The sequence below is a fragment of the Kineosporia sp. NBRC 101677 genome (assembly GCF_030269265.1).
GTDB classification, from domain to species: domain Bacteria; phylum Actinomycetota; class Actinomycetes; order Actinomycetales; family Kineosporiaceae; genus Kineosporia; species Kineosporia rhizophila.
The window spans coordinates 632,470-645,700 of the sequence record NZ_BSTA01000002.1 but is presented as its reverse complement, the minus strand read 5'-3'; the positions used below and the strand labels follow the sequence as shown (position 1 = coordinate 645,700).

Genomic DNA, 13,231 nt, shown 5'->3' with positions numbered 1-13,231 from the left:
CCTGATCCATCGGCGCGGGAGGAGGAGATCCTTCAGTTCCGGGCGCGCAGACACCCGGTTGCCCTATCCAGGTGACCGCCACCTGACGCAGAGTGGCGGTGGAACCGGCCGGTATTCACCCGGCCGGCCCCCTCACCCACTCAGCCGGCGTAGACGCCGAGCAGATCCAGACGGGTCAGCACGCCGGTCGGCTTGCCGTCGGCGACCACCATCACGGCATCGACGCCTTCCAGCGCCTTCCTGACCACCTCGACCGGTTCGCCGGCACCGACCAGCGGCAGCGCCCCGGACATGTGCCGCTCCACCGGGTCGGCCAGGTTCGCCCGGCCGGTGAACACGGCCTCCAGCAGGGCCCGCTCGCTGACCGAGCCGGCCACCTCACCGGCCATCACCGGCGGCTCGGCCTTGACCACCGGCATCTGCGACACGCCGTACTCGCGCAGGATCCCGATGGCGTCGCGCACCGTCTCGGTGGGGTGGGTGTGCACCAGGTCGGGCAGGTCACCGGCCTTGGCCCGGAGCACGTCGCCGACGGTCAGGCCGCTGTCCTGGCTGAGGAAGCCGTAGGAGGCCATCCACTGGTCGTTGAAGATCTTGCCCAGGTACCCGCGGCCGCCGTCGGGCAGCAGGACGACCACCACGTCGTTCTCGGTCAGGTTCTGGGCCGCGCGCAGCGCGGCCACCACGGCCATCCCGCACGAGCCGCCGACCAGCAGCCCCTCCTCCCGGGCGAGCCGCCGGGTCATGGCGAAGGAGTCGGCGTCGGAGACGGCGATGATCTCGTCGGGCACCGAGGGGTCGTAGGCGGAGGGCCAGAAGTCCTCACCGACCCCCTCGACCAGGTACGGACGTCCCGTGCCCCCGGAGTACACCGATCCCTCGGGATCGGCTCCGATCACCTTCACGCGTCCTTCGGACGCCTGCTTCAGGTAGCGGCCGGTGCCGGTGATCGTGCCGCCGGTGCCCACCCCGGTGACGAAGTGGGTGATCCGGCCCTCGGTGTCGTTCCAGATCTCCGGGCCGGTGCTGGCGAAGTGGCTGGCCGGGCCCTCCGGGTTGGCGTACTGATTGGGCTTCCAGGCGCCCTCGATCTCCTTCACCAGCCGGTCCGAGACCGAGTAGTAGGAGTCGGGGTGCTCGGGGGCCACCGCGGTCGGGCAGACCACCACCTCGGCGCCGTAGGCCTTGAGGACGTTGCGCTTGTCCTCGCTGACCTTGTCCGGGCAGACGAACACACACTTGTAGCCCCGGCGCTGGGCCACCAGCGCCAGCCCGACCCCGGTGTTGCCCGAGGTGGGCTCGACGATCGTGCCGCCGGGGCGCAGTTCCCCGCTCTTCTCGGCGGCCTCGATCATCCGCAGGGCGATCCGGTCCTTCACCGAACCGCCCGGATTCAGGTACTCCACCTTGGCCAGGACCAGGGGGGCGACGTGCTCGGCAACCCGGCCCAGCCGCACCAGCGGGGTGTTGCCCATAAGTTCGACGATCGACTCTGCGTACTTCACAGGGCCCATCCAACACCCGTCGGCGCGGCCGCGCCGGGATCTACGCGTTTCGTGATGGCTGAGCGGTCTCTTCCCGGCCGGGCGGCTCGGGCTGTTCCACCTGTTCGGGGCGGGGTGCGCGGCGCCGGCGGAAGGCCGCCCAGCGGCCTCGGGGGCCGCGCTCGGCCCCGGAGACCTCGATACCCGCGACCTCGGTACCGCCGCTCTCGGCGGCCCGGACCGCGGCGTGCGCCACGTCGTCGATGCCCTCACCGCGGCGCCGGTCGGGCACCCGGTCACGCTCGCCGGGCAGATAGCCCAGGGCGGCGGCGACACTGGGCAGGATCGCCTCGCCCACTCGCGCGTAGCCGGTGGCCGAGGGGTGGAAGCGGTCGCTGGAGAACATCTCGAAGCGGTGCTGGACGAACTCGTCGGCCAGCAGGTCGGCCAGCGACACCGAGGCGCCCCCGGCCTCGACCACCGCGATGGTCTGCGCGGCGGCCAGCTGACGGCTCAGCCGCTGGGCGAGATACCGCAGCGGACGCGGGATCTCCTGGATCGTGCCGAGGTCGGGACAGGTGCCCACGACGACCTCGACCCCGGCCTCCCGCAGCCGGCGGACCGAGGCCTCCAGGGCCCGGACCGCGGCCTCCGGCTTGACCCGGTGGGTCACGTCGTTGGCGCCGACCATGATCACCACCACGTCGGGCCGCGGGCCCTCGTCCAGGGCCCGGGCGGTCTGCCCCTCGAGCTCCCAGGACTGGCCGCCGACCCGGCCGAACATCCGCATCTCGACCGGGCGCCGGGCGATCGGGGCCAAGCCGGCCGCGATCACCGCCCCCGGCGTCTGGTGGCCGGACTCCGCGCCGAGCCCGACCGAGGTCGAGTCGCCGAGCATGACCAGCTGGACCGGTTCTCCCGGGAAGTCGCCGTAGCGCCCCTCCCCGCCGGGCCCCGCGTTGCCGAACGGCTGGCCGATCACCTTACGGGCGATCCGGACCTCGGTGAGCAGGAGCCCGTAGGCCGCAGCCCCCAGGGCACCGATCCCCCCACCCCCGAAGGCCGCCGCAGCAGCAATCTTCCGGGCTCTTCTGGCTCGGCTCACGTGCGCTCCCTTCGCTCGCGGGTACCAGTACCCCACCCGCAGTTGAACAGCGCAGGCCGTTCCCGGCAACACCGTAACCACGGATCGGAAACCAGTTCTGGTTCTGGGCACCCACCTTCGTCGCCAGGGCCGGTGGCCTCACCTGCGCCACCCTCATTGCAGCACGCGGAGTTTGGCATTCTGTTCCCGATCCAGGTCACGAACCGGTCCAGTTCTCATGTGATTCGGGCACCCCGGGCGGCGCAGATCACACCAGGTCGTGCACGTCCTGGAGGGCGGCGACGGCCTCGCCCCGGAAGAGATCGGTCCGGTCCCCGTCGCGCAGCAGGTCGTGGCCGAGCACGAGGGCCTGGTCGGCCAGCGCGTAGGCGGACAGCACCGGGACCTCCCGCCGCGGCTCACCGTCGGCGTCGGCGGTCAGGTCGGCGATGCGCTGCAGGCCGGCCCGGATCCGCGCGAGCAGCTCGGCCGCCTCGGCCCCCTGCCGGGCGCCCAGCCGGGGCCCCACCACCCGCAGCCGGTCGGCGAGCCGCTCCAGCCGCTTGGCGGCCTCTTCGTGGGTGGGGCTGAGCACAGGCCCGATGCTAGCCCTCCGGCCTACTGCATCTCGAAGCCGCGGCGGCGCTCCCAGTCGGTGACCGACGACTCGAACGCCTCCAGCTCCGCGTCGGCCGCGCGCAGGCAGGTCGCCACCACGTCTTCTCCGAACGCGTTGCGGGCCAGGTCGGAGCCGGCGAACGTGTCGCGGGCGGCGGCCAGCGAGGCCGGCACGCGGGCCAGACCGGGGGCCCGGGAGTCACCGATCAGCGGTTGCTCCAGCGGCAGCCCGGCCCGGATGCCGTACAGCCCGCCGGCCAGCATCCCGGCCAGCGCCAGGTACGGGTTCACGTCCGCCCCCGGCACCCGGTTCTGCACGCGCAGCGTCTCGCCCCGCCCGGCCACCCGCAGCGCGCTCGCCGTGCCGCCCTCGCCCCAGGTGATCGCAGTGGGGGCGGAGGGGTCGCGACGGAAGCGCTTGTACGAGTTCACCGTGGGGGCGTAGAGCAGGGTGAAGTCGCGCAGGGTGGCCAGGACACCGGCCACGAAGCTGCGGAACACCGCGCTGCGGCCGTCCGAGAAGTCCTGGTTGGCGGTGTCGTTGAAGACGAACGAGCCGTCCAGCCCGCGCAGGCTCATCGAGAGCCGGGCGCCGTTGCCGGGCCGGTCGTCGTAGCGGGCCATGAAGGTCAGCGACTTCTCGTGCCGGTGGGCCAGCTCGGTGGCGGCGGCCCGGAAGGCGATGTGGTTGTCGGCCGTACGCAGCAGGTCGTCGTGGACGAAGGCGATGTCGTGCTGCCCGGGCACACCGGTGCCGTGCGACGACTGCACGGTCAGCCCGGCGTTGTAGGCGGTCTGCCGCACGTCGCGCAGCAGGTCCTCGTCGATGTTGGTGGCGCCGAGCCCGGCGCCGGTGGAGCTGGGCAGCTCTTTCCAGCCCTGGCCGGCGGCGGCCGCGTAGGTGGGGCCGAACACGGTGAACTGCACGGCGACGGCGCCGGTGGGCACGACCCCGAGATCGGCCGCCTCCTTCACCTGCGCGGCCAGCACCTGCCGGGGAGCGGTGCGCACCGGCAGACCGTCGGCCCGGAACAGGTCGCCCTGCACCATCACCGATCCGGCCAGCCAGGGCGCCGGGCGCAGGGTGGCCGGGTCGGGCCGCAGCACCAGGGCGCCGGAGGGGGCGGCCAGGGCGGCCGCGCCGGGATCGGCCCGGACCGGTTCCACGTTCAGGCCACCGGCCAGCACCTGGCTGATGAAGTGCCGGGCGTGCACCCGTTCGCCCTGCGACCGCCCGCCCGGATCGGTCCACACCACCAGCACGGTGTCGACGTGCCCGGAGTCGACCAGGCGCTGGAGTTCGTCGAGCTCCAGGGGTGGGCCGGCGGTCATCAGCGATTCCCTTCCTCGGGGACTCAGTCCTTGCCAGGGCCGTCCAGGTAGCCCCGTTCGGTCAGCAGCGCCCAGACCTTCTCCACCGCTTCGTCGATGGAGATGCCGGTGGTGTCGATCCGCAGCTCGGGATCGGCCGGGACGTCGTAGGGCGAGGAGATCCCGGTGAAGTCGGGGATCTCGCCGCGCCGGGCCTTGGCGTACAGCCCCTTGCGGTCGCGGCGCTCGCACTCCTCCAGCGGCGTGGACACGTGCACCAGGACGAAGTCGCCGACCTGTTCCACACCGGCCCGGACCTCGGCCCGGACGCTCTCGAAGGGGGCGATCGGGGCGCAGACGGCCAGGCCGCCGTGCCGGGTGATCTCGGCCGCGACGAAGCCGATCCGGCGGATGTTCAGGTCGCGGTCGGCCCGGCTGAAGGTCAGGCCGGCCGAGAGCATGCGGCGCACCTCGTCCCCGTCGAGCAGCGAGACGGTGCGGGTGGTGCGGTCGAGGAGCCGCTCGGTCAGCGCCTTGGCCACGGTGGACTTGCCCGAGCCGGAGAGACCGGTGAAGAAGAGCGTGACTCCCCGGCGGTGCGGCGGGGGAACGGCCCGGGCGTGTTCGCGGGCGAAGGCCGGATGCAACTCCCCCTCGGCACCGGGAAGAGTGGTGAGGACCTCGCCCGCGCCGAAGCTGCGGGCCACGGCGGTCAGCAGCGCTGCGTCGTCGGTGTGGGCCAACAGCGGCACCGCAACCAACGCAGCCCCAGCTCCAGCCTCGGTGGCGACGTCTCGCACAGCGCGCCACAGCCCGTCGGGGGGCAGCGGCAGCTGGCGGCCGGCGCCGAGGACAGCGATCCAGAGGAGCTGCTGACCGGCCCGCTGGGCCTGAGCCCGTACCTGTTCCACCTGGGTCGCGGTGAGCTCGGTGGTCACCGGCACCGCGAGCACCTCGCCCGGGCCGAGCTCGTCCAGCTCGGCGCGGACCTGGGCCGGAGTACGCCGCGCGGACCGGACCGGACCGTGGGTGAACGGCTGGAGCGGGGTGAACTGCGGCAGCGGAAGAGTCTCGGTGTTCTCGTGTTCTCCGGCCAGCACCCGGCTGAGCCCGGCGACCGGGGTGCCCTCGGCGTCTTCCAGGGTGATCGTCTCGCCCGCGTCGAGCCGCTTGTCGATCTCCGCAGGCACCTCCACGATGCCCGGGGCCGCGGTCAGGCCGCCGCTCAGGACGAGTTCGGCCAGTTCCAGCAACTGCTGCGGCGGGTGCCAGGAGTAGGTGGAGACGGTCGTGGGCGCGGCAGTGGGATCGGGCACGTTGTCAGCCTATGGGAGCTCTGAGCATCCGTCAGCGTCCGGCGCGAAGGGGACGTTTTCGTGGGTCGGGCACGCGGGCTGGGCTGACCGAACAGGCGCAGGCCGGAGACAAAGACCGCCCCCGCCAGGAGGAGCCCGGCGGGGGCGGTCTGCTCGGGCCGGCCTTCAGGGGGCCGGCTGACTGCGAGGGTGATCAGTCGTCGCCCCGCAGGATGGCGAGCAGACGCAGGATCTCGATGTACAGCCAGACCAGCGTGACCGTGAGGCCGAACGCCGCGGTCCAGGCGTACTCCTGGGGCAGGCCGTTGCGGATGCCCTGCTCGACGAAGTCGAAGTCGAGCACGAGGAAGAACGAGGCCAGGCCGACGCCGAAGGCCGCGATCAGCCAGCCCAGCGGGCTGTTGTAGGCGCTGTTGCCGCTGACCAGCGAGACGACCAGGTTGATCAGGCCGAAGGCCAGGTAGCCGGCACCGGCGATCAGCAGGATCTTGGTGAACTTCGGGGTGGCCCGCACGACGCCGGTCTTGTAGAGCACCAGCATCGCCACGAAGGCACCGAGCGTGCCCAGGATGGCCTGGGTGACGATGCCGTCGTACATGGTCTCGAACAGCAGGCTGATGCCACCGACGAAGAGGCCCTCGGCCGCCGCGTAGGCGAGCATCGCGGCCGGGCGGATCTTCTTGCTGAACGAGATCCAGAGGCTGAGGCCGAGACCGGCGATCATGCCGCCGAAGATCAGCGGGACGATGATCGGGTCGTCGGGCTCGACCAGGGCGAAGACGGCACCGGCGGCGACGAGCAGGACGCCGAACAGGGACGCGGTCCGGATGACCACGTCGTCGATGGTCATCCGGGCAGTGTTGCGCGCCTTGACCGAAGGCGCGTCGTACATGCCCTGGAGGTCGTTCGCGCTCGGGGTGCGAGTGTCGAACGTCGCGTAACCCCCACGAGCGAACTCGTCACTGCGCCCGAAGACGGGGTTTCTGCTTTCCATCGGTCCTCCGACCGTTTGTACGAGTCTCGTTCGGCCCGGAGTTGGTCACGTCCGGGCACGGCCATCTTGTGCGACCGTTGTGAATCTAATGCTTGGGCGGGCGTGGTAGTTCCCGACGTGAAGATCTTTCTGTGAAGTTCTGCCACCGGAGCCCTCTGTGCCCGATCGGACGCGTTCAGTGTCCGACTTCGTCCGCATTCTCACCCACAGCTTTGCCCCGATCACGCTGAGGTGACAGTGTTGCCTGCTGATGCCCTGGTTGCCACCGGGATGGTTGTGTCGTCACCGGCTCGTCACCGTTAGGCTTCGGGTCACGCGATTGCACTACGGGATGTCGGGTTTGGGACGTCGCCGGTCCGGGCGCACCGGCCGCGGCGAAGGCGGGAGCTGGGGACGACATGAGGGGTGACCGGAGAGGTCGGTCCGGCCGCACCCCCTGCGTACCCCGGCTGCGGTGCAGTCCTTCGTGCTGAGACCGGACGGCCGGGAAGCGGGGAACCTGCCCTCCGGGGCCGGGCCCCAGGGCACCGACGCCTCGCCCCGGGCCCGTGGCGAGGGCAACGATGTCGGCCCCTCGCCGGTCCTGCTCGGCGCGCTCGCCCTTCTCACCCTGCTGATCGCGGTGCACGCCGTGCTGCCCGACGACCTGGCCGGCCCCTTCGGGGTGCTGATCGGCATCGGGGCGGTGGTCACCGGTCTGGCCGGGATGCTCCGGCACCGGCCGGCCCGCCGGCGGGGCTGGCTGCTGCTGCTGGCGGGTGCCTCGCTCTGGGTGCTGGGCGATCTGGTGCACACCATCGAGCCCCCGACCCCCGGTGCCTACCCGGCCGCCTCCGACCTGCTCTCGCTGGCCGCCTATCCCCTGCTCGGGGCCGGTGCCCTCGACTTCTCCCGGGCCCGCGGCGGCGGCAGCGACCACGGCGCCGTGCTGGACGCGCTGATCGTCACCACCGGCATCGGCGTGGTGCTGGGCATCTTCATGATCGCGCCGCTGGCCGACAGCTCTACGCTGCCGCTCAGCGCGAAGGCCATCGGCGCCGCCTACCCGCTCGGCGACCTCTTCCTGCTCGGCGTGCTGGCCCGGCTCTACGCCGTCCCCGGCGCCCGCACCGTCTCCTACGCGCTGCTGGTGGCCGGGATCGGCCTGACCCTGGCCGCCGACGTGGGCTACGAGGTCACCACCCTGATCGCCTCCACCCTGGAGTCCAGCCCGCTGATCGAGGCCGGCACCCTCGGCGGCTACGCCCTGATCGCAGCCGCGGCCGTGGTGCCCTCGATGCGGGTGCTGGCCGACCCCGACCCCTCGGCGCCGGAGAACCGGCTGAGCCGCCCCCGCCAGGCCGCCCTGGTTTTGGCCCTGCTGATGCCCAACCTGGCGCTGCTGGCCGACGGGTACAACAGCGACGCCCGGCACTGGCAGGTGATCGCCGCCGGGATGCTGCTGATCTGCATCCTGATCCTGGTCCGGGTGCTCTGGCTGGTGTACAAGGTGCAGACCCTGGCGGTCGAGCTCACCGAGCAGGCCCGGGCCGACGGCCTGACCGGCGCGCCGAACCGGCGCACCTGGGACTGGGAGCTGGCCCGGGCCACCGCGATGGCCCGCGAGCACGGCACCGCGCTGTGCATCGCGATGATCGACCTGGACAAGTTCAAGGCCTACAACGACAGCCGCGGCCACCAGGCCGGTGACATCCTCCTGCGCGACTCCGTCGCCGCCTGGACGGCCCAGCTGCAGCCCCCGGCCATGCTCGCCCGCTACGGGGGTGAGGAGTTCGCCCTGCTCGCCCCCGGGTTCAGCCCGCTCCAGCTGGCCACCGTGCTGGAACGGCTGCGCGAAGTGACCCCGCACGGGCAGACCTTCTCGGCCGGCGTGGCCCAGTGGGACCCGCAGACCGACCCGGGCACCGCCGTGGCCGCCGCCGACGAGGCCCTGTACGCGGCCAAGCGGGCCGGGCGCAACCGCGTGGTGATCGCCGGTGACGAGCCGCCGGCCGGCCCGCCCTCCGGTTCGATCGAGCTCACCTCGATCACCGTCAAGGCCGAGCCGATCCGCCCGAACGACGAGTCCAGCCCGCCGTTGGGCACCCGCCGCGGCCGCCGCCGGGTGCACCGGATGCCGAGCTTCAGCATGGTCACCCAGCCCATCGTCGACCTGCGGGTCCAGCAGGTCCGGGCGCACGAGGCACTGGCCCGCTTCGACTTCCCGGGCACCTTCCCGGACACCGCCGAGGTGTTCCGCCAGGCCCACCGCGAGGGCTTCGGCGACCTGCTGGAACTGGCCGCCATCCGGGCCGCCCTGGACCTGCCGGGCCGCCCCCGCGAGCACGACCTCTACGTGAACGCCTCGGCCCGCGCGCTGATGTCGGCCCGGATGCGCACCGGCCTGCCCGACGACCTGTCCGGCGTGGTGGTGGAGCTCAGCGAGGACCCGGGCGACGTGGACATGGGCGACCTGATGCGGGCGGTCAACGACCTGCGTGACCGAGGCGCCGGGATCGCCCTGGACGACGTCGGCGCCGGCGCCCTGGAGTTCGCCCGGCTGGCCATGCTCCAGCCCGACATGGTGAAGATCGACCGCACGCTGGTGGTCGGCTGCTCGACCGACATCGGCCGTACCGCGGTGCTGAAGGGCCTGGTCACCTACGCCGAGGGCCTGGGTTCACTGCTGTGCGCCGAGGGCCCGGAGACCGCCGCCGACCTGGGCCACCTGGCCGCCCTCGGGGTCACCCACGCCCAGGGCAACATCTTCGCCCCGGCCAAGGCGGGCTGGCACCGCGTGCACACCCCGGTACCCGGTTTCGGGCCCGCCCGGGCGCGGGTGCTGGAACAGCCCCGCCCGGCCGAGACCACCTGGACCTACCGCCCGCCCGGCTACGACGACCCCGACTCGACCAGCCCGATCGTCATCCAGCTGGACCCGGAGAACTGATCCCGGCGGGGTGCCGCACCTGTGCCCTCGACGGGTTTCGAACCCGCACTGAAGCGCTTTTAAGGCGCCTGCCTCTGCCGTTGGGCTACGAGGGCGTCGAGCACAGGTTATTCGGTCCGGGCGGGTGGATGTGCCGGGACCTGGTCACAGGGCCGGGCGAACCGGACAGGCTTACGCTGGCCTGTATGGGACATCTCGTCGACCGCCGCCCAGTGGTGCGTGTGCGTGGGGCCGGAGGCCCGGGGGCTGCAGCCACCCGGCGCCCCGATCAGCTCGCAGTGGAGGCGCCGCTCACGCTCAAGGTGGGCGAGCAGACCATTGCCACCACGATGCGTACTCCCGGCCACGATCTCGAGCTGGCGCTGGGCTGGCTGGTCGCCGAGGGGGTGGCCCGCTCGTCGGGTGACCTCACCGAGCTGACGTCGTGCGATGCCGACACGGTGCGGATCGGGCTGGCTCCCGGGGTGCAGACGCCGCAGCCCCGGCTCGGGGCCACGTCCAGCGCCTGCGGCGTGTGCGGGAGCGATTCGATCGCAGAGGTGCTGTCCAGGCGTCCTCTGGTCGGGGTGGTGTCACTGCCAATTGTGGTCCCCCAGCCCCTGGGGGGCCGGGAGGTGCCCCCAGCCGATGGGCACCGCAGTCTCTCGGTGGAACCTTTGGTGGACGCGGGGGTTCTGGTCTCCCTGCCTGACCGGTTGCGGGAGGCGCAGCGCGCGTTCGACCGGACCGGGGGGCTGCACGCGGCGGGGCTCTTCACCCCGGCCGGGGAGCTGCTCTGTGTGCGGGAAGACGTGGGGCGGCACAACGCCGTGGACAAGGTGATCGGCTGGGCGCTGACCCACGGCCTGCTGCCCGCCACCGACAAGGTGCTGCAGGTCAGCGGGCGGGCCTCGTTCGAGCTCACGCAGAAGGCGACGATGGCCGGGATCCCGCTGCTGTCGGCGGTTTCCGCACCCTCGACGCTGGCCGTCGACCTGGCCGACGAGGCCGGCCTGACCCTCGCCGGCTTCGTGCGGGGCGACTCGATGAACCTCTACACGCACCCCGGCCGGGTACGCGTAGAGGTTCCCGCAACCGTCTAGGCCAGGCCCCAGGCGATCCCGTCGAGAATGTCCCGCTCCGACGTGACCTGTGTGGAGATCCGGCCGGTGGCGTCCATCCGCTCGGTGATCCGCCGCCAGATCAGCGCCCCGGCACCGATCACGTCGACCCGGCCCGGGTGCATGTAGGGCAGGGCGGCCCGCTCGGAGCGCGGCATCTCCAGCAGCTCGGTGCAGGCCGTCCGGACCTGGTCGAGCGAGAGCTGCGCACCGTGGATCGCCTTCGGGTCGTACTCCTTCAGGCCGAGCGCGTGCGCCGTCACCGTGGTGATCGTGCCGGCCACACCGACCAGCGTGCGGGCCTGCTCCAGCGGCACCTTCTCGGCCACCGCGGACAGCGCCGCGTCGATGTCCCGGGTGGCCGCGGCCACCTCGGAGGCGGTCGGCGGATCGCTGCGCAGGTGCCGCTCGGTGAGCCGGACACAGCCCACGTTCACCGAGATCGCGCTCTCGACGCTCTTGTCGCCGAGCACGAACTCGGTCGAGCCCCCACCCAGGTCGACCACCAGGTACGGCGCCTCGTGACCGCCCGGCAGACCGGCCGTGGCGCCGGTGAACGACAGCTCGGCCTCTTCCGAGCCGGGGATCACCTCCGGCTCCACGCCGAGCGCCTCCCGGATGCCCTGCACGAAGATCTTTCGGTTCCGGGCGTCGCGGGTCGCCGAGGTCGCGACGAACCGGATGGCGTGCACCTCGTGCCGATGGCAGAGGTCGGCGTACCGGCGGGCGGCGTCGAGCGTGCGCTCCATCGCCTCCGGGGCGATCTCGCCGGTCTGGTCCACTCCCTGACCCAGTCTGACGATCTCCATCCGGCGCTCCACGTCGACCAGCGTGCCGCGGCTGCGGCTCATGTCGGCGATCAGAAGCCGGATCGAGTTGGTGCCGCAGTCGATCGCAGCAACCCTTGTCATCGTTCCTCCACTCCGCAGGGCCCTCTCTCCCACCAGCACGGCAGGGCGTCGAGAACCTCGTCCCCCAGCGGATTCACCCCACGTCCGGCGGCCAGAGCGTGCGCTGCGTAGACGTGCAGGCACTTCACCCGGTCGGGCATGCCACCGGCGCTGACGCCGGCGATCTCGGGCACCTCGGCGAGCTGGGCCCGCCGCTGGAGGTAGTCCTCGTGCGCCCGGCGCTGGGCGGCTGCCAGGTCCGGATCGTCGGCGATCCGGGCCGTCATCTCCTTCATCAACCCCGAGGCCTCCAGCGTGCCGATGGCACCGGCGGCCCGGGGGCAGGTCAGGTAGTACATCGTCGGGAACGGCGTACCGTCGTCCAGCCTGGGGGCAGTCTGTACGACATCCGGCTGACCGCAAGGGCACCTGGCCCCGACGGCGACCACGTTACGGGCCGGGCGGCCCAGCTGACGGTGGACGGCCTGCAGATCCTCGGCGGTGGCGGGGCTCGGGCCCGGGTTCCGCTGGGCCTCGGCGGCGCTCACGGAACCACGGTGGTGGCCTGGGCCTCGCCCTGAGACCCGGCGGCCTCGGCGGAGAGCCAGATGTCGGAGAACCACGAGCGGTCACCGCTGGGCACGTCGGTCCGGGCCGGGTCGGTGGCCGAGGGCTGCGGGGTGGGCGTGGGATCGGCCACCACCAGACCGGTCTCTCCGGGCATCACGTAGTTCAGCCGCACCCGGGCCTGGGCTCGCACGTAGTCGTCGTCCTTCCAGCGTTCCTGTTGTCTGCGCAGGTCGGCCACGTCCTGGCCGGCCTGGTCCACCTCGTTGCGCATCGACTCCAGCTCCGAGCGCTGCACCAGCCACTTCTGGAAGTAGGGCAGGATCAGCAGCGCGAGCACCACGCCGACGGCCCCGAGGACCCACACCGGGCGTCCGCTGCCGGCCCCGAAACCGCGCTTGCGCGTGCCTCTTCCGGAGGCGCCCGGGCGGGGCCGGGCCGATCCGGGACGGGTGCTGGCGGGCCGGAGCCCACCGGAGCGGGTGGCGGTGGTGCGGGTGCGGCTCTTGTGGGGTGCGTGCGAGACCAGCGATCCGGCCGCGACGGTGCGGGCCCGTTGCTGGGCCGCTGCGCGCTTCTTCGCCGCGGCCATCCGTTCCGCGACCGTGGCCGGGCGGTTCTGGGCCGGGGCCGCGCGGGTCGGGGCCGTGGCCGACGACCCTTCGGCGCGGCGGGGAGCGGCCGTCTTTTTCGGGGCGGCCTTCTTCACCGGCTGCCCGGCCCGGCCCGGCTGGGCCGGGGTCTTCCGGGCGGCGGCCTTCTTGGACGGCTGGGCCTTGGCGGAGTCGGCGCGTGAGGCCCTCGATGCCGCCGAGGCCCCGGAAGCCCGCCCGGTCCCGGAAGCCTTGGGAGCAGCTTTCGGGACGCGGGCGGAACCGGAGGTCCTGCTGCCGTCTCCCCGCGCCCGGGACACCCGGGAACCACCGGTGGGATCGGAG

11 protein-coding genes and 1 tRNA gene are annotated in these 13,231 nt (G+C 72.5%); 2 read left to right on the top strand and 10 right to left on the bottom strand.

Annotated elements, in window-relative coordinates; genetic code table 11:
- Positions 1-140: 140 nt before the first annotated feature.
- The 6 genes from QSK18_RS08335 to QSK18_RS08310 all read right to left on the bottom strand — a co-directional run bounded on the left by QSK18_RS08335 (position 141) and on the right by QSK18_RS08310 (position 6,807).
- On the bottom strand, positions 141-1,505 hold the full coding sequence (locus QSK18_RS08335) for a cystathionine beta-synthase (RefSeq protein ID WP_285617654.1): 1,365 nt from the start codon (positions 1,503-1,505) through the stop codon (positions 141-143).
- A 40-nt stretch (positions 1,506-1,545) separates the two neighbouring features.
- Positions 1,546-2,589, bottom strand: coding sequence for an SGNH/GDSL hydrolase family protein (locus tag QSK18_RS08330; RefSeq protein WP_232809367.1), 1,044 nt, complete (start codon positions 2,587-2,589; stop codon positions 1,546-1,548).
- Positions 2,590-2,836: 247 nt separating this feature from the next.
- Positions 2,837-3,163 carry a hypothetical protein gene (locus tag QSK18_RS08325; RefSeq protein ID WP_285617651.1) on the bottom strand — a complete coding sequence of 109 codons (327 nt, stop codon included), beginning with the start codon at positions 3,161-3,163 and terminating at the stop codon, positions 2,837-2,839.
- Between the two features lie 23 nt (positions 3,164-3,186).
- On the bottom strand, positions 3,187-4,518 hold the full coding sequence (locus tag QSK18_RS08320; protein WP_285617649.1) for a glutamine synthetase family protein: 1,332 nt from the start codon (positions 4,516-4,518) through the stop codon (positions 3,187-3,189).
- A gap of 23 nt (positions 4,519-4,541) precedes the next feature.
- Complete coding sequence (cysC, locus tag QSK18_RS08315) at positions 4,542-5,813, bottom strand: adenylyl-sulfate kinase (protein WP_232809370.1); 1,272 nt, start codon at positions 5,811-5,813, stop codon at positions 4,542-4,544.
- Positions 5,814-6,006: 193 nt separating this feature from the next.
- On the bottom strand, positions 6,007-6,807 hold the full coding sequence (locus tag QSK18_RS08310) for a Bax inhibitor-1/YccA family protein (RefSeq protein ID WP_232809371.1): 801 nt from the start codon (positions 6,805-6,807) through the stop codon (positions 6,007-6,009).
- A 466-nt stretch (positions 6,808-7,273) separates the two neighbouring features.
- Here QSK18_RS08310 and QSK18_RS08305 point away from each other — a divergent pair, with 466 nt between their 5' ends.
- Positions 7,274-9,736: an EAL domain-containing protein gene (locus QSK18_RS08305; protein WP_285617646.1), complete on the top strand. Its 2,463-nt coding sequence runs from the start codon at positions 7,274-7,276 to the stop codon at positions 9,734-9,736.
- Between the two features lie 22 nt (positions 9,737-9,758).
- On the opposite strand, the gene QSK18_RS08300 is transcribed toward QSK18_RS08305, so the two are convergent.
- Positions 9,759-9,831: transfer RNA gene (locus QSK18_RS08300), tRNA-Leu, on the bottom strand.
- A 90-nt stretch (positions 9,832-9,921) separates the two neighbouring features.
- Here QSK18_RS08300 and QSK18_RS08295 point away from each other — a divergent pair.
- Positions 9,922-10,818 (top strand): formate dehydrogenase accessory sulfurtransferase FdhD, encoded by an 897-nt coding sequence (locus QSK18_RS08295; RefSeq protein WP_232809373.1) that lies wholly within the window; start codon positions 9,922-9,924, stop codon positions 10,816-10,818.
- Here QSK18_RS08295 and QSK18_RS08290 read toward each other — a convergent pair.
- Genes QSK18_RS08290 through QSK18_RS08280 form a run of 3 tightly spaced genes read right to left on the bottom strand, consistent with a single transcriptional unit; the run spans position 10,815 to position 13,206 of the window.
- Positions 10,815-11,747, bottom strand: a complete 933-nt coding sequence (locus tag QSK18_RS08290; RefSeq protein WP_232809374.1) for a Ppx/GppA phosphatase family protein — start codon at positions 11,745-11,747, stop codon at positions 10,815-10,817. The two genes, QSK18_RS08295 and QSK18_RS08290, sit on opposite strands and share 4 nt — an antisense overlap.
- Positions 11,744-12,274, bottom strand: a complete 531-nt coding sequence (locus QSK18_RS08285; protein WP_232809375.1) for a DUF501 domain-containing protein — start codon at positions 12,272-12,274, stop codon at positions 11,744-11,746. The genes QSK18_RS08290 and QSK18_RS08285 overlap by 4 nt, the downstream gene beginning before the upstream one ends.
- A complete protein-coding gene (locus QSK18_RS08280) occupies positions 12,271-13,206 on the bottom strand; it encodes an FtsB family cell division protein (protein WP_285617642.1) in 936 nt (311 codons plus the stop codon). Before QSK18_RS08280 ends, QSK18_RS08285 begins: the two co-directional genes overlap by 4 nt.
- Positions 13,207-13,231: the final 25 nt, after the last annotated feature.

Coding starts and splice junctions, on each gene's coding strand:
- QSK18_RS08310 (WP_232809371.1), bottom strand. CDS start 6,807: ATGGAAAGCAGAAACCCCGTCTTCGGGCGCAGTGACGAGTTCGCTCGT.
- QSK18_RS08295 (WP_232809373.1), top strand. CDS start 9,922: ATGGGACATCTCGTCGACCGCCGCCCAGTGGTGCGTGTGCGTGGGGCC.
- QSK18_RS08290 (WP_232809374.1), bottom strand. CDS start 11,747: ATGACAAGGGTTGCTGCGATCGACTGCGGCACCAACTCGATCCGGCTT.
- QSK18_RS08320 (WP_285617649.1), bottom strand. CDS start 4,518: ATGACCGCCGGCCCACCCCTGGAGCTCGACGAACTCCAGCGCCTGGTC.